10 protein-coding genes are annotated in these 21,153 nt (G+C 68.8%); 5 read left to right on the top strand and 5 right to left on the bottom strand.

What is annotated here, in order from left to right; genetic code table 11:
• Positions 1-57: 57 nt before the first annotated feature.
• The 5 genes from IF43_RS0107045 to IF43_RS36145 all read left to right on the top strand — a co-directional run bounded on the left by IF43_RS0107045 (position 58) and on the right by IF43_RS36145 (position 7,847).
• Positions 58-3,207 carry a helicase-related protein gene (locus IF43_RS0107045; RefSeq protein ID WP_030195512.1) on the top strand — a complete coding sequence of 1,050 codons (3,150 nt, stop codon included), beginning with the start codon at positions 58-60 and terminating at the stop codon, positions 3,205-3,207.
• Positions 3,204-5,087, top strand: coding sequence for a DUF1998 domain-containing protein (gene drmB / locus IF43_RS0107040; RefSeq protein ID WP_030195511.1), 1,884 nt, complete (start codon positions 3,204-3,206; stop codon positions 5,085-5,087). Before IF43_RS0107045 ends, drmB begins: the two co-directional genes overlap by 4 nt.
• 5 nt (positions 5,088-5,092) lie before the next feature.
• A complete protein-coding gene (locus tag IF43_RS0107035; RefSeq protein ID WP_030195510.1) occupies positions 5,093-6,205 on the top strand; it encodes a hypothetical protein in 1,113 nt (370 codons plus the stop codon).
• Between the two features lie 162 nt (positions 6,206-6,367).
• Positions 6,368-7,681: a hypothetical protein gene (locus IF43_RS0107030; RefSeq protein WP_030195509.1), complete on the top strand. Its 1,314-nt coding sequence runs from the start codon at positions 6,368-6,370 to the stop codon at positions 7,679-7,681.
• Positions 7,665-7,847 (top strand): DUF397 domain-containing protein, encoded by a 183-nt coding sequence (locus IF43_RS36145; RefSeq protein ID WP_037887580.1) that lies wholly within the window; start codon positions 7,665-7,667, stop codon positions 7,845-7,847. The genes IF43_RS0107030 and IF43_RS36145 overlap by 17 nt, the downstream gene beginning before the upstream one ends.
• Before the next feature lie 62 nt (positions 7,848-7,909).
• Here the strand turns inward: IF43_RS36145 and IF43_RS37830 are convergent, their stop codons facing one another.
• The 5 genes from IF43_RS37830 to IF43_RS0107000 form a co-directional block, all read right to left on the bottom strand.
• Entirely contained in the window at positions 7,910-10,129 is a 2,220-nt protein-coding gene (locus IF43_RS37830; protein WP_030195508.1) for a competence protein CoiA family protein, read from the bottom strand.
• A gap of 30 nt (positions 10,130-10,159) precedes the next feature.
• The gene (locus IF43_RS0107015; protein WP_030195507.1) at positions 10,160-12,022 is read right to left on the bottom strand and encodes a UvrD-helicase domain-containing protein; all 1,863 of its coding nucleotides are present in this window, start codon (positions 12,020-12,022) and stop codon (positions 10,160-10,162) included.
• Positions 12,019-13,878, bottom strand: a complete 1,860-nt coding sequence (locus tag IF43_RS0107010) for an ATP-dependent endonuclease (RefSeq protein ID WP_051794820.1) — start codon at positions 13,876-13,878, stop codon at positions 12,019-12,021. The genes IF43_RS0107015 and IF43_RS0107010 overlap by 4 nt, the downstream gene beginning before the upstream one ends.
• Before the next feature lie 119 nt (positions 13,879-13,997).
• Complete coding sequence (locus IF43_RS0107005; RefSeq protein WP_030195505.1) at positions 13,998-18,176, bottom strand: DNA methyltransferase; 4,179 nt, start codon at positions 18,174-18,176, stop codon at positions 13,998-14,000.
• Positions 18,176-21,133, bottom strand: coding sequence for a DEAD/DEAH box helicase (locus IF43_RS0107000; RefSeq protein ID WP_030195504.1), 2,958 nt, complete (start codon positions 21,131-21,133; stop codon positions 18,176-18,178). The genes IF43_RS0107005 and IF43_RS0107000 overlap by 1 nt, the downstream gene beginning before the upstream one ends.
• Positions 21,134-21,153: the final 20 nt, after the last annotated feature.

The following is a 21,153-nucleotide window of genomic DNA, read 5'->3' as shown; positions in this document are numbered from 1 at the left end:
CGGCGGGCCCACAGCTGTTCCCGCTCAACGCCCCCACTCGATCGAAGGAACCCGCAGATGGACCCGCGCCAGGAGCTGGTCGATTACCTCACCCGCCAGCTCGTCGGCCCCGCCGGCGGTGACGACGAGGTACTCGACGCACCGCCGGACCGGCAGTACCTGATGGGCACGCTCTACCCGCAACAGGCGGATCGTCAGCGCCGGCTCGACCTCGCCGCCGACGCCCCCGAGGCACCTGGTGCCGAGCAGGACGCCCCCGACGTGGACCCGGCCCCCGACCCCGTACCCGAGACCAATAGCTGGCTGCCTGCGTCCCTCGGCATCAGCTTCTACACCGATGCCGTGGACATCGAGGTGAGCTGCGCCGCCGCCCGCTACGAGACGCAGCGGAACGAACCCGGGCGCGGGCGGCGCTGGCAGCGCATCCCCCTCAGGTCCGAGACACACACGATCGGCCCCGACCGGGAGGAGGTGCCTGTCTTCGACGGCCGCGCGAAGATCCAGCTGACCCGCCGCTCCTACGGCGCGGGCACCCTCATCACCGTGGCCCTGGTCAACGAAAAACACCACGACCCTGCCGACGACAAGGCGCCGGACTGGGACGACATGCTGTTCCAGTGCCGGCTCAGCGTCCGCCCCGCCGATGGCGCCGTGCTGCCCTATCCCAGCGTCCGGCTCGCCAGCCGCGATCCCGAGGAACGCGAACTGCGCCTCCAGTACCGGCACGTCGTCACCCATGCCGTCGGCCACGGCTGCGCCGTCCGCGAAGACCACGGCGAGGACGGCGGTGTCGAACGCCTCGCCTCCGAAGCCCTGCCACGCGCCGAGGTACCCGCCATCCGGGCCGGCGGCCCGCTCGACGCCCCCGCGCTCACCATCTCCCACCTGGCCGACCCGGCCGTCGGCAGGGACCAACTCCGCGAGGAGCTTGCCGAGTTCGCCGCCGCGTACCACGCCTGGTACGTGGGCCAGCGTTCCGTCGAGGTGCCGCCATGGGGCCGGGAAGCCGCGGAGCGGATCCTCGACCGGGTCCGCCAAGCGGTCACCCGCATCGAGGCCGGCGTGCGCACCCTGTGCGACCCCGACCGCCCCGAACTCCTCGACGCCTTCCGCATCGCCCAGCGCGCCATGCTGCTGCAGATGCGGCACTCCGCCCCCGACCAGGCCGGTCAGCGGCGCCACCGCGCGGACACCGTGGCCCTCGACCCGCCTGTCGACCCCAAGGCCACCTGGCGCCCCTTCCAGCTCGCCTTCTTCCTCCTCGCCCTCGACGGCGTCGCCGACCGTGGACACCGCGACCGCGAGACCACCGACCTGATCTGGTTCCCCACCGGTGGTGGCAAGACCGAGGCGTATCTGCTCCTGGCCGCCTTCACCATCGCCCTGCGCCGGATCCGCGGCGAAGGCGGCGGGACCACCGTGCTCAGCCGCTACACCCTCAGTCTGCTCACCACCCAGCAGTTCCAGCGCGCCGCCACCACGATCTGTGCTCTGGAACACCTTCGCCGCACCGAACCCGGACTCGGCCTCGGTGGCGAGCCCATTACCATCGGCCTGTGGGTCGGCGACACCACCACCCCGAACAAGTTTCAGGCGGCCAAGGACGCCTTCGACGAGCAGCGCGAGGCCAGCCACCCCGAGGACGTCTTCATTCTCGACCGCTGCCCGTGGTGCGGCACCCGCATCCTGCCGCCGACCCGGTCCAGCGTCCGCTCCGACTACGGAGTCCGCGCCGAAACGGACGAGTTCACCTTCTACTGCACGCGTGACGAGTGCGCCTTCCACGACGTCCTGCCCGTTGCCGTCGTTGACCAGCACCTCTACGAGGATCCGCCCACCTTCGTCCTGGGCACCGTCGACAAGTTCGCCCGGCTCGCCTGGGAGCCCGACTCCGGCAGCCTCTTCGGCGCCGGCACCGGCAACCGGCCCCCGTCCCTGATCATCCAGGACGAGCTGCACCTGCTCACCGGGCCGCTCGGCACCACGGTCGGCCTCTACGAGGCGGCCGTCCTGGAGCTGTGCACCGGCCCGGACGGCCGCCCGCCCAAGATCGTCGCCGCCACGGCCACCATCCGGCGCTCCGCCGAACAGGTCCGAGCCCTGCACCACCAGGACGTCCAGCTCTTCCCGCCGTCCGGGCTCGATGCCCGCGACAGCTTCTTCGCCGTCCCCGACACCGGCCGCCCCGGCCGCCTCTACCTCGGCGTCATGGCTCAGGGTCACACCGCGGGCCGCGGAGCCGTCGGCACCACGGCGGCCATGCTCCAGGGCGTCCACCAGCTCCCCGAGGAACACCGCGACGACTACTGGACGCTCGTCGCCTACCACCACAGCCTGCGCGAACTCGGCCGTACCGTCACCGCGGCCGGCGACGACATCCCCGCCCAGCTCCGCGGCCTCGACGAGGGTGCGGGCACGCGCGAGCTGGTCGGCGAGCAGGTACAACAACTCGACAGCAGCGTGAAGCGCGCCGATCAGCCCATCCTCCTCGACCGCCTTGAAAAGCCCTGGACGGACCCCCGGTCGGTGTCGTTCCTCCCGTGCACCAACATGCTCTCCGTCGGCGTCGACGTGAAGCGGCTCGCGTACATGCTCATGCAGGGCCAGCCCAAGACCACCGCCGAGTACATCCAGGCCAGCAGCCGCGTCGGCCGCCACCACGTGCCCGGACTCGTCGTCACCTACTTCAACGCGACCCGCCCGCGCGACCGGTCCCACTACGAGACCTTCATGGACTACCACCGGGCGCTCTACCGCTACGTCGAACCAGCCAGCATCACGCCCTGGTCTGTGCCCGCACGCCGCCGCGCCCTGCACGCCGCGCTCGTCATCCTGGTCCGCCACCGGCTCGGCCTGGCCGCCGAGAATCGGGCCGGACGGATCACCGACCACAAGGAAGGGGCAGGGCGGATCGCCGACGCCCTCGCCGAGCGTGCCGCGACCGCCGAGCGCGGCGCCACGGGAGCCCACGCCGAAGTCGTACGCGCCGACGTGCGAGCGGAACTCGGCTACCTCCTGGACGACTGGTACCGGCAGGCCGACACCGCCGCCGCCGAGGGCAAGGACCTCTACTACCGCAGCCAGGGCAAGGGCCAGCACAACCTGCTCAAGGCCTTCGAGCAGCGTTACGGCCTGTGGGAGACCCTCAACTCCATGCGCAGCGTCGACCGCGAGTGCCAGATCACCGTGACGGGAGCAGGAAAGTGAAGCGCAAACTCCGGGTCCGCCAGGCACAGACCGTGCTGCCGTTCGGCGTGGGCGCGGTACTCGACGTCCAGGGCGAGTCGTTCGTCGCCACCGGCATCGAGAACTGGCCGGGACTGAAGACCCCCGTCCCCTCCGAAAGGCTCGCCGCCCGCCTCGGCGTGATGGGTTTCTTTGCCGCGCCCCACACCCTCAACGACCGCTACGACAAGCCCGACCGCCCAGGCGTTCCCTATGTGCGCTTCCCCGGCTGGCTGTTCTGCGGCTCCTGCCGGGCCATGGTCCGTTTCCTGCGCGAGAACGAGAAGCCCGGCGAGCCGCCCGTCTGCACCTCCTGCGCCGCCGCACCCCGCCTCACTCCGATGCGGTTCGTCCGCATCTGCCCGGACGGACACCTCGACGACGTCGACTGGTGGTACTGGGCCCACTCCAAGCTCGCTCCCGAACTGCGGGACTCGTGCTCCGAGTCGAAGCAGGCCTGGAAGGCACGTCGGCTCAGCTTCCGCGTCGCCGATCGCGCCTCCGGACTCGAAGCGCTCTCAGTGCGCTGTGGAGCGACCGGGCTGGGCGGCAAGCCGTGCGGCGCCGAACGTGACCTGCTCGACGTGCTTGGCCCCCAGGGCGGACACTGCTCGGGCCGCAACCCCTGGCAGCACTGGGACGCGCGGGCTTCCTGCGGCCAGCAGGTGCACATCGTGCAGCGCACCGCCGGCAACGTCTACTACCCGGTCGTCTACTCGGCCCTCGACATCCCTCAGACCGCCGAAGCCCCGCGTGCGGAGCAGGACATGGCGGAGGCCGTCCTGGGCCACGGCTACTGGCCGATCCTGCTCGAAGCCCTCGGCACGCCCAGGGCCGACACCTTCCGCGGCATGATCAAGGAGGACACCGAAGCCCCCGGCAGCCTCATCGATCAGCTTGTCGCGGCGGCCACGGGCGCTCCCGCACCACTGCCTGCAGACCAGCCGGAGCCTGGAAAGTCCGGAAAGATCGACCTGAGTCGCGACGAGTGGTCCGCCTTCGATGCGATCCGGCTCCCGGAGCCCACCAAGGAGTTCGCGATTCGTCGCGGCGGACTCGGCCTCGACGGCGAGAAGGAGGAGCCCTGGGCCACTCTCGACGCGCACATCGACGGCGTCGTCCTCGTGGACCGCCTCCGCGAGGTCCGTGCCCTGACTGGATTCCGCCGCCACTCGCCGGGCGGCACCCTCGTTCCCGCCGACACCAGCGGCCGCCTGCGCTGGCTCCCCGCGACCGAGGTCTACGGCGAGGGCATCGTCCTCACCCTCGACGAACAGCGCCTGACCGTCTGGGAGAGCGACCCCCGCGTGCAGGCCCACGTCCACGAAATCCGTACGGACCTCGACGCGTCGTTCCGCGAGGAACAACTTGCCGAGACGACCGGCAGCGAACTCTCGCCCCGCTTCCTGCTCCTGCACACCGTCGCCCACCTGCTCATCCGCCAGCTGTCCTTCGACTCCGGCTACACCACCGCCAGCCTGCGCGAGCGCGTGTACGGCCGCCCCGAGTACGGCCAGCGCGGACTGCTGATTTACACGGCCGCCGGTGACGCGGAAGGCACCCTCGGCGGTCTGGTCCGGCAGGGCGAAGCGCCGCACTTCGCCGAGACGCTCATCCGGATGCTGGAGGCGGCTGCCTGGTGCTCCGCCGACCCGCTGTGCGCCGAGCACACTGGCCAGGGCTTCGGCAACCTCAACCGTGCTGCCTGCCATGCCTGCACCCTGCTGCCCGAGACCAGCTGCCAGACCGGCAACACCCTCCTCGACCGCGCCCTGGTCGTCGGCTCCGCCCGCGTCCCCGGCTACTTCACCGACGTCCTCACCGCAAGCCGCGAACAAGCGGCCGCCACCGCCCTGGGATGACACCCATGACCATCGCGAAAACCCCCGTCTTGCACCCCGACCTCACCCCCGCCCAGCGCGACTGCCTGGACGCGCTGCCGCTGACCGGCAACCACGTCGTCAGCGGCCCGCCCGGCAGCGGCAAGAGCCTGCTCGCCGCGCACCGTGCCGTCCACCTCGCCCTCACCGGCCGCCCCACCTTCCTGATCTCGCGCTCCAACTTGTTGCGCCAGCTCCTGCGCGACACCCTCGCGGGTCTCGCGGTCCCCGGCGCACCTGTCGAGGCATCCACCGCCCACCTCTGGGTCTACAGCCGCTTCGGCCGTGACGCACCGCGGACAGAGGACAGCTGGTTCGACTGGCCGGCTCTCACACACCAGGCCGCCGGCGCTGTCGGCGAACACGATGCCGCCACACCCCACCTCGTCGTCGACGAGGGCCAGGACCTGCCGCCGGGCTTCTACCGAATGGCCCGTCTTGCCGCCGCCTCCGTGACGGTCTTCGCCGACGAGTGTCAGCGCCTCACCGAGACGAACTCCACCCTCACCGAGATCGCCGAGGCCCTTGGCCGCTCCACCGGACACGTCGAGATCTTCGGCAACCACCGCAACACCCGCGAGATCGCTTCCCTCGCCGAGCACTTCCGCACCGGCGGCACCCGTCCCGACGTCCCCTTCCGCAGCGGAGCCCTGCCCTCAGTCCGTCACTACTCGGGCATCAAGGACCTCGCCGACGACATCACCACCCTGGCGGCCCGGCACCCGCGGGACCGCATCGGCGTCATCGTCAACTCATTGCGCACGGCGTCAGACCTGATGCGCCGCCTGGAGCGGTCCGGCCTCGCCCACGAACCCCAGCTCTACAGCTCGGCGGCCTCCTCCGGACGCTACCGCGACCTCGACCTCGCCCGCCCCGGTGTCGTCCTCGTCCACCGTGCCAGTGCCAAGGGGCTCGACTTCGACACCGTCGTCATCGCCGACGCGGAGTCCGACTCAGGCATCGACTCCACGTCGGCGGCCCTCCGCATGGCCTACTACGTCATGATCACCCGTGCGCGTCAGCGGCTGGTGCTGGGCTGGCAGGGCAGCAGGTTGCCGCGGCACCTGGAGGGGCTGGATGGATGGGTGCGGATGTTGTGATGGGATCATTTTGGCTGCGGGCACGCGAGGGAGCCGACGCGGTTCCGGAGTGGTCCGGTGCGCGCCGTGCGACGCCAGGGCGCTGCGATCCGAGGAGCGCAGCCACGTGCCGTTCGCGTTCGATGTCAGACCTGAGCCACTGCCGGGAACAAGGGGGAGACGATGACTGACGACCGTAAGAAGACCGTGCCGGTGCTGACGCTGGCGACCGCTGACGTGCAAGTGCCGGGGGTGATGACCGCAGGCGAGGTGATGACGGCTGAGCGCCTGGCCGAACTGCGCGGAGTGCTGGCCGCCCTGGCCGACAACCCGATCGTCACCCTTGAGGTGCATCCGCTGCCCGACAAGATCGACCGTGGCCGTGGCTTCCCACTCGACGCAGCGAGCCCTCTGGCGCAGAGCCTGTCGCAGCTCATCACGCAATCGGCGCGCAGCTCCCTTACGACGGCCAGAGCGACCGTTTCGGGCGAGAACCTGTATCGCATGGTGGTCCCGGCCAAGGTCGCCGCCCAGTTCGGGCAGGGCATCGTCCGCTCTCTGCCGTCGAAGGCCGCGGCAGGTGGCATCTACGGTTCACTCGTGAACTCGGCGGGGCGCTTTGTCGAGCCGGCGACGTTCGTGCCGGTGGGCAAGGCTGCGGCAGCCGGTGCGGTCGGTGGGGCCGGTGCGACGGCCGGCGCCGCGGCCGCCGGGGGCGCGGCGCTCACCGTGGCTGCGCCGCTCGTGCTCATGGCCGTGGCGGTGGGGGTGAGCGCGCACGCCGACAGCAAGCGCCAGCGGGCCATCGAGCACATTACGGAACTGCTGGAGCAACTTCAGGAGGACAAGCTCGACGACGAGCACAGTGGACTCAACGGCTGCCGTGCCGCCATCGACAAGGCAACGGCCATCCTGCTCGATCAGGGCAAGCTCGGTGTCTCGCTGGGGCTCGACTCGGCGGTGCACACCATCGACACGGCGCTAAGCAAAGCCGACATCCGCCTCGCCCGATGGCAGAGCGCGCTCGACAGACTCCCCGAGGGTGAGGCCGTCGAACTCGGCACGCTGACCAAGTCGTTCCCTGGCATCGACGACGACGGTGGCACGTTTCGCACGCACCTCGAACTCGCTTCCCTGGCCGTCGCGCTGATGCGACGGGTCGTCGTCCTCCAGGCCGTCGAGCACGCCCAAAGCGAGCCCGGCAATCCGTTCGAGAACTTCACCCGCGAACTCAAGCGCGATCAGCAGCGCCTCGACGAACTGGAGTCGAGCATCGCTGGTGTGCTGGTACGCCTGTCGGCACTGGAGCTCGCACGCCCGAACGGATTGCGACCCGTCTTCACGACCGGTGAAGTCGATCGCCTCATGAGCGCGGCACACCGGATTCACAGGCTGGGCGACGGCGTCACGGTCAATGGCCGTACGACGGACGTGGCGATCGAGATCGCCCGTGACCAGGACGGCTCGGTGGTCGTGTTCCCTGCGCTGCCTGCGTAGGCGCAGGCGCGCTCACTACAGCGTCAGCCAGAGCGATGACTGCGTGGAGGTCGCGATCGACGAACAGGTCGTCCATGCAAGGGACTCCAAGGACGTGACGCGCCCCGACTTCGTCGTCGGGCGTGAGGAGTGGTCGCGGTGCATGGGGTTCGTGGCGGACGCCTGAGCGAAGCGGCGCGCGTGATAGCGGCGCTTCCGGGGGGACCACGACGGCGGTTCGGTCAGGCTTCACCGTAGTTCTGAGTGACGACGCAGTGCCATGCGCCAGTGCATGAACAGGGCCTCGGGTGGGGGAGCGATCCGGTCCAGATTGAAAAGGATCTGCTGGTAGAGCGGATGCGGCCGGTCGCCTCCGTGCGCGGTGACCAGTGCGGAAAGCGGGGGCCTGTCGTCCGGTGTCTCACGGTCTACCTCGACCAATACGGCGATCTTGTCGTCCGGGTCGAGGGCTGAGAGGGGAGCCCCGATCCGCAGGGCCAGTTCGCCCCATGTCGTCGTACGCCCTTCGCGCGCGGCCTGCCGCAGCGCGACGCGGACGGCGATGGCATGGCCGCGTATCTGCGACAGCGTGAGGCGCTCGGTCATCCGTTCCAGGTGCCGCTGCCAGCGCGCGATGTCGCCACGTTCCTCCGCCGCCAGATCGTCTCCGACCTCTTCAGCGAGTTCCTCGGCACTCCGGAGGGCGCGGCGCAACTGGTCCGGATAGAGGTCGTCTCCGTCGCGGTTGATTGTGTCAATGAGCGCTGCCAGGCGCTCCCAGGTCTCATACAACTCGTCGGCGCGCTGGTCTATCAGCCAGTCAGTGTGTTCCCGCACGGTCTCGTGGGCATCCGTCGACGGCGCTGCCCGTTCTGCCAGGAACAGGTTCTGTTCGAAGGTATCGAGGTCACCGGCATGCCGTGCTTCGTGAGCCACGTCAAGCAGAGCGTCGAAGGCGGCGCGGCGTCGGGCGGCGGCGGAATCGGACCGCTTCCCTCTGACACGGCCCGGTGGCTTGCGGTGGGCTTCCTGCTGGGGAAGGGACGACGGGTTCGCCTGGCTGCTTCTGCTGTAGGCCGCGTGGACGCGGCCACGCTCGCGGTTCCAGATGTCGAGCAACTCGGTGTTGGAGAACCTCTTCGTCCAACCGAGTGCGTGCAGTACCTCTTTGAAGAACGGGGCTGGGCCGCCGTCTCGCCCCTTGATGAGGGCTGACAGAACGGGCTTGCCCGGTGTCCGGGGCTGTTCGACCCGGAGGAGGAGCTCCCGCCACCGGTCCACGGGGAGTGCGTGGCCGTGGAGCGACGCTCCCTTGCACAGGGTTGCCAGCGTAACGACGTTCTTGCTCCGCGCGGCGTTCTCCAGCGTTCTGCGGAAGGAGGCGACGAGGTCGGCGTCAGGAGGAAGCGACTGCTCCTCGGGCGACGGAGTATGCGTGTCGGCGGACGGCCCGGCGCTGTCCGTGGGCCGGTCGGCAGCGTCGGTCTGGACGCGCTGCAGTGCGCCGGCCTCGATCAGCCATGTGCCATCGCTGTCGAGGGAGAGAGTGGCGTCCATGGGCAGGTACGTGCGGTGAACGTCGGGCGAATCCGCACGGGCGGGGAGCGACAGGCGGGCGTTGACGCGTATGGAGACATCGAACCAGCGGTGGGTGTCGGTGGCGTGAGACAGCGCGGCGTCGCTGATGAGGACGGAGGTCGAGGTGAGCGGCAGGCTGGACGGGGGAGGGGCGGGTTCCGCGGGGGCCGCATGGCGCGGAACGATGCCACTCGGTGTGTGCATGAGACTCGGGGTGACGATACCTTCGGGGGCGAGCGTGCACTCCGAGAATGAGGTCCACTCCACGGGTCTGTCCGGGAACTGGGTGCCGATTTCCACGGTTCGGATCGCCCCGAGTGATCGGCACTGCACACGAAGGGCGTACCCCTGCCGCTCGACTTGCCAGTTGGCCAGGAGACTGTCAGGCCCGAAGAACCAGTCGAGTTCCGAGTGCCGGACTCGAAGCTCCGCGTCGGCCTCCTCCCACTCCCGCTTCGACCTCCGGGCGAGCTGGACGCGTATGAGCCGGTGTCCAGCCTCGTACGACACGTCGACGACATCGCGGACCTGGTGCCCCTTGGGCTTGTAGACGGGCTGCACCGCCTGCTGCCCCTGCTGCTTCAGCCAGTCGGTGACGGCCCGCCCGATGTAGAGGTGATCGGCGCTGTCCTCACCGATCTCCGTGCGGCGGCAGTGCACGGGCGGTCGGTGCGCGAAGTGGCACTTCTTGTCCGTGTACCGCTTCGGGGACAGCCTCTTGCCGCAGCCGCCGAGCAGGACGCCGCAATAGAAGTCGTCGCGCGTGCGACCCCGCATGAACCGGTCGAAGTCATCATGGTCGTACGGCAGGAACACCGGCCAGTCCGACTCGGCCCGGCCGATGACTGCGGTCTGGACCTTGCGCGTGTCTTCTTTCTCTGCGTACGGCACTGGGCTCCTGGTGACGGGGTGGTGGGTTAGTTAGCCGCTCAGTCTCAGCTGCTCTTGCTGAGGCTCACGGAGGGCGCGGAACGGGACGCCTCGCCTGGCGAGGAACGTCGCAATCATCGCCAGGGGGTCGTCTTCCAGCGCAAACGCGAGGAGACGACGGGCGCGTGTCGCGGCTACGTATAGAACCCGTAGGGCCTCGCCGATCTCTCCGGGCATCATGCGGGCAGGGCCTTCCGCCCAGGCTTTGACGAGGTCTGTCGAACGGCTGTCCTCCAGGGTGGCAGCTGGGATGACGACCAGCACCGCGTCTGCCTGATCGCCTTTCACTCCATGAACGGTACTGGCCCGCCCGACGGAGACGTCGGGAGACGAGGGCGCTCCGAAACCCACGATCTGCCATGCTGCTTTGCCATGCTTCTTGCAGGGATAGGCGCGCTGCACCTGGGGCACGAGACCGAGCAGGCCGGCCTTTGCCGTGAGGACACTGTGTGCCGCCCGACTCCACTCGGCTGCAGGCATGTCCAGCGAAGGTAGGGCGCGAAGGACTGACTGCTCGGCTACGTGCAGTTCCAGTGGACTGAGTCCTTGATGAGCAAGGTTGACAGGCTCAGGGGTGTTGGGTTGGCCGTACCAGTGCCGCAGAACGGCTTCGCGCAGCACTTTGTGGGCGCGTTCCTGGTGCCTGGTCGACGCACCTGGTGAACGTAGGACGGCTGTAGCCCAAATGAGTCGGCCCAGCTGGTCCGAGGGGGGAACTCGTGTTCCGGTAAGGCCTTTGGGTAGTGTCGAGTTACCGTGTGCGACCACGAGACGTTGGCTTTGGGGGACGGCGAGTTGCTCTGCCGCCGCACCGAAGTCCCCCAACCACTCGCCATCCTTCCGCCCGGTGGTGGGAAGGAGCAAGATCGGTGTCGTCTCGGCGTGATAGGGGCCTACTGCGGTGTCGCAGGGAGCGTTGGTAGTGCGCAACGTGTGCGCGAGGTCGCAAATAACCTGGGTGCTACGCCAGTTATGCGTCAACCGGTGATCTGGTGCCGCATTGCTGCGCGTCTCGGGTACGGCAGTCGTGAGTGAGACCACGTTCCTGAAGCCGTAGATGCTTTGGTCCGGGTCGCCGACAAGCAGCAGGGGTATGTCGAGCCCACACAGCATGTCGACGATCCGCAAGTCCTCTTCGGAGCAGTCCTGGGACTCATCAATGACGACTTCACGGAAGCGGGTGAGCAGTACCCTCGCGATGCGCTTGCGACGCTCGGTATCGGACAGGAGGTGAAGTGCCATGTCGCGCAGCTGGTCCCCCGACAGATAGCCCTGACTCCACAGGCGCTGCATCGCAGACGCCGCCCACACCGTCAGCTTCTGTCGCCCCTCCTCGTCGCGCCGAAACCGGTGTGGGAGCCGGCGGATGATCGGATGCGGGTCCGAGATGCGGACGACGCCTCCGCCGTACGAGAAGCTGAAGTCGTCCAGGGAGGCGCCGTCCCTACGAGCCTGCGGGTGGTCGCTCCACTCCTCCAAGCGCTGCCATATTTTGCCGGGCTTGGGCAGCAGGTACGGGCGGAGAAGATGCCGCCAGATGAACGCGTCGAAAGTGCCTATGAAGTGGGGGAACTGGGCAAGCTCAGGGCGCCCTTCATCAACACACCGCTTCCTGATCTCGCGTCCCGCGACCTTGGTGAAGGAGACCAGCGCCCGGCCCTGACGCGGCCCCGCCGGGCAGGCCAGATGGCGTTCGACGATGGTACGGGTCTTTCCTGCGCCAGGGCACGCCTCGGCGCGGACGATGCGACCGGGGCTGGTTTCCATGTTCACCAGTGCGCGTTGAGCAGCGCCGGCTTCAGCGCGCAGAACGGCGATGGTGTCGGCGGCGGTGCTGGGATCACGAGGGGTCATGACACCTCCTCGGTGACCCACAAGAGAGCGTCCTTCAGGTACTGGGGCACCGCCATCGGGGTGGCCTCGCGCGGCCGCTCAGCAGCCACTGCCAGAATGTCCTGGGCGAGGTCGCCCTTGCGGATCAGTTTCCGCCCGTTGATCAACTCGGCCAGGGCCTTGGCCTGCTGGGCAGGCGAGCCGGCACCCACTGCCTTCCAGTGATCTTCCCAAGCGATCGGCTTCTGCCGCTTCCAGGCATCCAGGACGATCTCGCGGTTGGGGCCGCCCGCGCGCAGGAGTTCCGGCTCCAGCGTGAACTCGTTACGGAAGACACGGGCCAGGTTGTCGGAGGCCGTCGCGGAAATGATCTGTTCGAGCTCCGAGATGCGCTTTTCTGCGGCCTTCGCGGCTCCTGTCCCGGCATCACCGTCAGTGATTACAGCGACGCGTCGGGCTATCCGGAACTGACTCGCGCTGTCGACGGTCAAGAGGGTGCGGATGTACGGCATGAAGTCAACGCCGTCGATCGGAACGAGCGCGGTGCCGAGGAACCGTTGAAGCCGTTCCCGGCTGAGTGTGAGTCGTGCGAACTCAGGAAGGAGCAGGGCTTCGGCCAGACCTTCGACGAGGAGAACGCGCTGTCCGAACAGGAATGTGTTGCGCGTGGCGGTGAGATAGCTACGGAGCTTGATGTGGTCGTCCTTGCCCAGCGACAACCTGTCGACCGCGACGGCGGTGGTTTCGTACGAGGTGCTACGTGTAGACCCTTCGACGGCAGCAGCACCGGGACGCTTTGGCCTGCGCTGAAGTACAACGAGATTCTTGGGCGCGACCGCGGTGGCGACGTGCGGTGAATGCGTGGTGACAATCACCTGGATCTGGCCGCGCCACGGGCTCTTGGAGTCCGCTTGACGCCTGCTCTCCTGGGCTTCCTCCACGAGGTAGTTGAGGAGGATGGACTGGAGTTGCGGATGCAGGTGTGCTTCCGGTTCTTCGACCAGGAGAAGGGTGAGGTCGGCTTCCGCCGCATCTTGGAGCTGCGTCAGCACTGTGGCCATGAACAGCAAGTTCGCGTAGCCGAGCCCTGATTCGGCCAGGTCGCGGGGGTCGAGTCCGGCTTGCTCCATGCGCAGTCGCAACCCCCGTGCGATGGAACTGACGGAGGCGTCGGCGAACCCCAGGTCGACCGACTGAGGTAGAGCTCCCTCAGTGAGCCGGGCGAGACGGTTGCCGACGGAGTCCAGGGCATCGGGCAGCGGCGAGATCTTGCCGACCTCCTCGAACTGCTTGCCGACCTGGCGGAGGAATTCCTTGCGGTCCGCCTCGTCCTTGAGCAGTCTCTCGACGACAAGCTGGATGCGACCACCGCTGCTGGATGCAAGTTCGCGCTGGGCATCCCGCAGCGGGGGCAAGTACAGGTGACGGATCCCCTCCCGGGCTCTGGGCTCGGGGTCGAGGTCGGCGGTCGCACCCTCACCTGCCCGCCACGACAGGGTGGCGCGCCGGAAGCCCTCCGGCGGGGGAGTGATAGTGAGGTGGTAGCTCGCCGTTTCTCCGTCCCGCTCGAAGGCTTGACTGAACATGTCCAGATCGCCGGGTGATCGTGATCTATACCGGGCGGACAACTCGATGGTGTTGCGGCACCCTTCAGCATGCCCGTCTTCGGGGCAACCGTCCCGGTGGAGATCGTCGCGGTCCGGGTAGAGACCGCTGCCCTTGCCGTCGAGGGGAGGCGTCAGCAAGCGGATGGCATCCATCACGTTGGACTTGCCGGCGTTGTTCTCGCCGACGATGACCGTGACGTCGGGCTGGAAGGAGACTGTGGTGTCGGCGGCTGAGCGGAATCCTTGCAGACGGAGCTGATCGAGGTACATGGATGGGTCTCCGGTGCGGGGTGAGGCGTGGTACGCACGAGCAGAGATGCGCCGCTTCTGGCCCCTGCCGGTTGGCAGGGGCCGGGCACTGGGCAGGGCCGGCCTTTGACCTGACGTGGTCAGGCGGGGTGGCGGGGGCCCTGGCCGGGGGGCGGGGTGAGGACGGAGCAGTAGGCGCTGGACTCACCCTCGGTGAGCGGGGCCTCCAGGGTCAGGCCGGCGGCGGCCATGCGGTCGTATTCGGCGAGGACGAGGCGCTTGGTGCGGTACTCGCCGAACTTGGCGTTCTCGTTGTTCTTGAGGCCGCCCGACGCCGATTGGAAGGACTCCAGGATGTAGTCGGTGTCCTCGCGGGAGATCCCGTACAGGTGGAAGAAGTAAGCGTCCAACTCGGCACGCAGCTGGGCACGACGGTCGTCGTGCCATCTGAACGGTTCGCCCTCGTCGCCCAAGTCGCGGGCAAGGGGGGTCATGTCGTAGGCGGTGTAAACGAGTTCGAGGACACGGGGGAGGAGGAAGGGGAGGTGTGGTTGGAGGGTGGTGGGGGTGGGGACGGGGAGCTGTTTCCAGATGAACGGTTTCATGTGAGCGTCACTGATCTTCTGGCGACTCACGAAGTCGAAGACAAGCGAAGACTGGGTGGCGACCATAGCCGCGACCAGCGGGGGTGCGACGCGGGGGAGCATCAGGGTGTAGGTGTTGCCGACGGCCGTACGTGGGAGGAAGGCGGGGATGGCGGTGCGCTCGTTGGTTGAGGCGGTGACGTCGCACCACCCGCAGAGCCAGTCGTGGTCCCACCCCTCCTCAGCGAGGCGTAGCTCGACCCCCTTGACATGGATGTCCTTGTTGTTACGTCGAGTGGGGATCGTTCCGTCTCGCTGAATCCAGTTGAGCGGCAGAGCCAGACGCGCGGGGTCTTGCAGCTCCTCGGCGGGCAGGTACCTGGGCTGATTCTGGCGGTTGACGGCGGTCGGGCTTTTCACGACATCGGCAGCGCGGTGGTTGAAGAAGTCCACCATCTTCGCCTCATACAAGGGCAGCATCCGCTCCCCGCCTCGCTCGAAGACGTTGCCCTGCAGTTCCCACCCCTCGGACTCAAGCCTTTCGCGGCTGCGGAACAGGTCGGAGTCGTCGGTCATGTCGAAGAGGCGCTTGAAGGACATGGCCCACGCGTTGCCGTCCTGGCGTCCCCCGTTCCACAGCACCGGCACGCGCCGGTAGACGCCGGCCGTGATGTCTGCGTCGCGCTGCGTGCGCAACACCGGCAGAGTGCCCGTGTTCGGGTTGATCCGAGCCAGGTCCTCGGGGTCCAAGGCGAACACCCGGTTCGGGTCTTCCAGGTCTGTGATGTCGGACAGGAAGAAGCCGACGCGGCTGGCGTCCGCGCGCGCGGCGTGGCCAGTGAGGGTGAACAGGCAGAACTTGTAGCTGGCGTGCACGCTCTCGAACCACCTGCCGCCCTGGGGCAGCGCGGGCGATTTCGGGCGGCGGTTCTCGAAGTCGTACAGCGACGCCAGAACCCCCCGCCGAGCGAAGTCACCGAACAGGTACTGGGAGCTCGCACCCGTGGCAACCGCCGTCGGCAGGATCAGGCCGAAGCGTCCCTGGGGCGCGACCACGTTCGCCATTCGCTCAGCGAAGAGCTGGTCCGTCTGGAGGGAGTTAACGCCCTTGACCGTCAACCCCTTCGCGCACAGCGGGAAAACCCCCGAGTCCCCCACGAAGTGGAACGTCCCCTTGATCGCGCGCCGAGCCTGGCGGTACTGCTCTCCGGCCTCGGGGTTCTCTTCCTCCCACTCGGCGATGCGGGTACGGCGGGCCGTGCCGGAGATGTCTGCGATCTCAGGGGCTACCACGCTGAAGTACTGCTTGTCGTGGAAGTCGACCTTGTCCCACGGCGGGTTGCCCACCACGCACGTGAAGCCGCCGTTCCACCCCGTGGCCGGGTCGACAGCGCCCGTGTAGGCCGACGCGTCACCGTCCTCCGGAACCGCGAAGATCTCGGGGAACTCCAGGTGCCAGTGGAAGAAGGCGTACTGGTCGCGCAGGCGCACGATCTCGTCGTGCGTCGACTGCGACGCAGCGTTACCGTCGGCGTCCTCCAGCCCCCGGAAAACCTTGTGTGTGATGGCCGGCGGCGCGTCCTCGCGCTTGACCCAGACGAACGCCGCGCACCACGCGTCCGCCAGGTGCAGGGCACGCAGGTACTCGGCCGACGTCTCCCAGTCGCGGTAGGCGGCCTCCTTGCGGCGGACGTCGGTAAGGCTGTCGGCTGGGGACGCGGTGATACGGCGCAGCCCGTGGGCAAAGGAGGTGTTGGCGACCTTCGTCTCGGTCTCGATCTCGAACAGGCCGCCCTGGCCTTCGCGTTCCAGAGCATTGCGGTTGAGCAGCGACCTTGCCCAGGCCTCGTCGTCGCCCTCGGCCTTCTTGAATGCCTTGTCCGGGATGCCGTCCCGCATCAGGGCAGGGGTCGCCCCGATCAGGCCGTTGCCGTGCTTAATGTGCGCGTCGAGGAACCCGAGGGGGCGGCCGGGCTCCATGGCCTCCAGCCACAGGGACACCTTGGCCAGCTCGACCGCCATGGGGTTGAGGTCCACGCCGTACACGCAGCGCTCGACGACCTCGTGAAGGGCGTGGCGCACTGCCTCGGCCGTGGGCTCGGGGTTGCGCTCGCGCACCGCCGCGACGCGCTTGGCGATACGACGGGCCGCACCCACCAGGAAGTGCCCCGACCCGCACGCGGGGTCGCAGACCGTGAGGGAGAGGAGTTCCTCGACGATCATGTCGGCGGGGTCGGGACGTCCGTTGGCGCTCGCGTTCTGCTCGCCGCGCTTGACGGCGTCGTCTATCACCGGGTTCAGCGTCGAGTCGAGCAGGGTCTCGGTGAGCGCGGTCGGGGTGTAGTAACTGCCAGTCTTCTTACGGTCGTTGCCGATGCGGTCAACCAGTTCAAAGGTGCGGTCGGCGGCGCTGTGCTTCGGGACCAGCTCCAGCAGGGCCTCGTACACCGAGCCGAGTTCTTCGGCGCCCATGCGCTGGTAGTCGACGGGACGCCAGCGGGCGGAGCCCGCGTCGCGCACGCGGGCCAGGTGTTTGACGGCCTCGAACAAACGGCGGTTGGCCAGCCGCGCACCGCGCAGGGGCTCGTCGGCGGGCGTGTCGTTGAAGAGGCCGCCGAGTCCCTTCAGACCCAGCTCAGGGCGGCCTTCCTCGGAGCCCAGCGCCTCGATCAGCAGCTCCAGGGCACGGTACTGATCGTCGTGGGCGGTGCCCAGGCGGCGCAGGGCATGGCGGCGAAGCCGAGCGGTCGAGAAGTAGCGGGTGAAGCGCTCGCGGGTCAATTCGTCCGTCTCGGGGTCCAGCAGGGCGCCTCGGTCCTCGGCGACGAAGAGGAAGATCATGCGGTAGACGAGCCGAAGTAGCGCCGTCTGGAAGGCGTGGACGTCCAGGTGCTCGCGGAGCTTGTCGTTGTGCGGGTGGCTCAGGAATCCGGTGCCGAGCACGGTGAGGGCCGCCTGGACGCCGTCGCGGAAGTGGTCGAGCGCCCGGCTGCCAGACTCGATGGCGACCGTCCGCCACTTCTCCAGCCAGCACCCTGAAGCCGCCGCCCCCTCCGCCACCATGAACCGGGAGGCGTGCAGCACGCAGTACAGCAGCACGAACTCGCTGAACAGCTCGCCGTCGAAGATGGCTTCCAGGTCGAACTCAACGTAGGCGGCCGTGGCGAAGGACGAGGAGTCGCGCAGCAGGCGCAGGCGGCGGCCGTTGGTGAGGACTGCCCACAGGTGGACCTCGGTGCGGTTGAGGCAGTCCTGGAGCATGGACTGGGCGGGGACCTGGCTGGCCGTCGGGCGCTTGTCCAGTTCCTGGTTCCAGGGGATCAGGTGGACCAAGGCCGGGCCGTGGCGGTGGGAGATCGGGAACCGCTTCTCCGGGTCGGAGTCGGCCGCGATGCCCGCCGCGCCGACCTCCGTCAGCGCACCGAAGTCCAGCTTCCGGAAGAGCTGCGCGAGCCAGTCGGTGCCGGCCCGGCCGACAGGGTCGGCGGCGGGCGCGCCGGTGATGGGGTCGGCGGGCAGGGCGGCGCGCAGGTCGCGCCAGAGCGGCTTGAGGTACTCCCAGGCGCGCTCGGCCTCGTCGCGCACGGGTACCGAGGCGGGCAGGCCGTAGTCGGCGGGCTTGGTGCCCGGCAGGTTCCGCGCCTCGGCGATGCGCAGCAGCATGTCGGCGGGGAGCAGGCCGCCGACCGTGGTGACGGCGGTGAAGGCCAGGGCGGTGCGGGTGGCGGCGGACATCAGGCTTCGGCTCCCGACGAGATGGAAACGGGCTGCTGCGGCAGATAGACGTACACACCGAGGACGTCGGCGGGTTCCTGCGGGACGACCTTCAGGCCGCGGACGATCTCCTCGTTGGCCTTGCGGACCCGGCGGTGCGAGGTATCGAGTTCGGAGGCCAGGCTTTTGCCGTACTCGGTGAGGTGCGCGGACAGGTCCGGCAGGCCGTCCAGGGTGCGGGTGATGTGGTTGCGGGCCGACTGCTCGTGTGTGTTGGTGGTGGCGCGGGCCGCGAGGAGGGCGGTGGCCGCGTCGGCGTCCAGCCAACGGGCCCGTGACGGCATGCCCTCGTAGGCGAGCAGACGGGCGTCCTCGGCGACCACCTGTCGCTCGCCTGTGCGGGACGGCAGGGTGAGGTGGAAGCGATAGCGGACCAGGAGGAGCGTGGTGCGGGTGATGACTGCGTCCGTGGTGACCACACCGCAGCGGCGGGCCGGGCGGGGGCCGAGGGTGTCCACGTCCAGCGCCGAGTCCAGGACGTACGAGGCGATGGCCCCGATCGCCGGGTCGGTGCGAACCAGCGCCGCCTCGCCGCGGGCGATCGCCGGAGTGCTGCGGAACGGGATCTCGCGGTCCTCCTCGACGAGCCGGTTGCCGAGCGTGGCGGCGAGCGCGTCCCGCAGGCCGGCCGGGGTGCCACCGACCTGGGCGGTGAAGTTGCCGCTGCCGTCGCGCGGGTCGCGGACCAGCGCGTCCAGGTCGCGCAGCGCCTCGAGGGCGAAGTCGCGGACCTCCTCGGCGCCGCCGAGTGCGGCCCGCACGGCGGCGACCTCGCGGGCCACCTCCTCGGGGTGGATGGCGCGCTGGGCGTATTTGGAGCGGGAGGTCTTCTCCCTCTCGGCGGCCGAGCTCCACTCGCGCTCGATGCGGTCGAAGGACTCCTGGTGGGTGTCCATTTCGAACAGGCTCTCCTGGCTGCCCTGCCGTCCGTGCAGCAGCAGCCACTCCACGACGGCGTCGGTGACGCCGGAGGCGGTCTCGTCGGGGACGGAGACAGAGATACCCAGGTCCTTCTTGATCTGCCGGTGCTTCTTGAACAGCACCTCCAGGACCTTCCCGTCGATGCCGTTGTCCTCGCCGTACATGGTGATGACACGGACCTGGTCGCGCTTCTGGCCGTAGCGGTCGACGCGGCCCTCGCGCTGGTCGTGGCGGGTCGGGTTCCAGGCCAGGTCATAGTGGACGACTGCGTCGAAGTGGTGCTGGAGATTGACGCCCTCGGAGAGGCAGTCGGTGGCGATCAGCACGCGGCGGACGGCCGGGTCGCCGCCCTCCTCAGCGGCCTCGGCGGCGAGCTGCTCGATGCGTTCCAGGCGCTGCTGCGGGGAGAGGGTGCCGGTCACGGCGGCGATCTTCGTCTTCTTGCCAAGCTTGCCGTCGAGCTGCTCGGCCAGGTACTCGGCCGTGGGGATGTAGCGGCAGAAGACGATCGGGTGGTAGCCCTCGGCGATCAGGTTCTTCAGATGGCGGGTGAGCGCCTTCAGTTTCGCGTCCTCGGCCGGGCCGACGAGCTGTGCGGCCCGCTCGGCGAGTTCCAGCAGCCGGGCACCGGCATCCTCCGTCTCGGCGGCACCCGGAGCGACGTCCATGCCTTCCAGCCGGTCGTTGTCCGTGGAGTCGGCCCCCACCGGGGCGCCCAGGACGTCCGCTTCGTGCGCCGTACGGGCGGCGGCGGACTCGGAGCGGGTCTTCAGGGTCTGCGCAGCGGCCGCCGGCGAAGACACCATCGAGCGAAGCAGCGCGATTACCGACCACCATGCGATACGGGCCTCCCGCTTGCCCTGCTCGCCGGCCGCCTCGACGCGGTCCCTGGCGTAAGCGATGGCGTCGTCGAGCAGAGCCCGGTAGGCCGGGGTCAGCTTGTACGGCTCGTCCTTCATCCAGCGGTCGGACGGGAAGGCGGTCCGCTCGGCCAGGGAGTCGTCGGCGAGGCCGTCCTCCTTGGTGAGGTAGTCGCGGACATCGGCGCGCTTGCGCGCCACGAAGTGCTCGGCGAGCTTCGCCCGCCCCGCCGGGGCTTCCAGGTTCACAGTCGCCAGTTCGGGGCGCACCAGGCCGAGCAGATTGCGGAACGCGGACTCCTTGCCGGAGTGCGGCGTCGCGGTCAGTAGCAGCAGGTGACGGTCGGCGTCGGCGGAGATCCTCCGCAGCAGCTCGTAGCGGAGCTGGTTCGAAGAGGAGGACGGCGACGACGCAGAACCCTGTGCGGCGTCGTCTGCGGCCACGCATGTGTGAGCCTCGTCGACGATCACCAGGTCGGGGCAGTGCCGTACGAAGTCCTCACGGTGACGGGTCGACTTGATGAAGTCCGTCGAGATGATCGTGAACGGGTGCTTGTCGAACAGGGACTGGCCCAGCTCCAGACCGCGCTCCAGGCGCGACACCGTGGAGGCCAGAACGAGTTCGGCGTCGATGCCGAACTTCTCCCGCAGCTCGCCTTGCCACTGCTCGGCCAGCGCCGGGGAGCACAGCACGGCCAGCCGGGTCGCCTCGCCCTGGGCGAGGAGCTCCTTGGCGATCAGACCCGCCTCGACCGTCTTGCCGATACCGACGTCGTCGGAGATCAGCAGTCGCACATTGCGCTGCCGCAACGCCATCAGCAGCGGGACCAGCTGGTAGGCGCGGGGTTCCACAGCGATCGACGCCAAGGAGCGGAACGGGCCCGCACCCGACCGGAACCCGATGCGCAGTGCCGTGCGGAGCAGGCCGGCGGCGCGCTGGTCGCCCAGGTCGGCCGGGCTCGGCGCCGCGAACTCGGCGGGGCGTACGTCCTCGAAGGCGGGGAAGACGGCCGCGACGTCGTCCTCGCTGCCGCCCAGCGGGCGCAGCACCAGCATGTCGGGGGCGCTCTCGGGCAGGACCACCCATTCCCGGCCGCGGGCGGCGACCAGGGAGCCGGCTGTGTACGTGAGGCTCATGAGATGTCTCAGTTCCTAAT

The sequence above is a fragment of the Streptomyces sp. NRRL S-87 genome, from assembly GCF_000719335.1.
Taxonomy (GTDB): domain Bacteria; phylum Actinomycetota; class Actinomycetes; order Streptomycetales; family Streptomycetaceae; genus Streptomyces.
Note: the sequence above shows the minus strand (reverse complement) of the source record. Positions and strands in the feature narration are given on the sequence as shown.

Bases quoted from the DNA above. Each gene is read 5' to 3' on its own strand.
- IF43_RS0107045 (WP_030195512.1), top strand. From the start codon at position 58: ATGGACCCGCGCCAGGAGCTGGTCGATTACCTCACCCGCCAGCTCGTC.
- IF43_RS0107035 (WP_030195510.1), top strand. From the start codon at position 5,093: ATGACCATCGCGAAAACCCCCGTCTTGCACCCCGACCTCACCCCCGCC.
- IF43_RS0107030 (WP_030195509.1), top strand. From the start codon at position 6,368: ATGACTGACGACCGTAAGAAGACCGTGCCGGTGCTGACGCTGGCGACC.
- IF43_RS0107015 (WP_030195507.1), bottom strand. From the start codon at position 12,022: ATGACCCCTCGTGATCCCAGCACCGCCGCCGACACCATCGCCGTTCTG.
- IF43_RS0107010 (WP_051794820.1), bottom strand. From the start codon at position 13,878: ATGTACCTCGATCAGCTCCGTCTGCAAGGATTCCGCTCAGCCGCCGAC.
- IF43_RS0107005 (WP_030195505.1), bottom strand. From the start codon at position 18,176: ATGTCCGCCGCCACCCGCACCGCCCTGGCCTTCACCGCCGTCACCACG.
- IF43_RS0107000 (WP_030195504.1), bottom strand. From the start codon at position 21,133: ATGAGCCTCACGTACACAGCCGGCTCCCTGGTCGCCGCCCGCGGCCGG.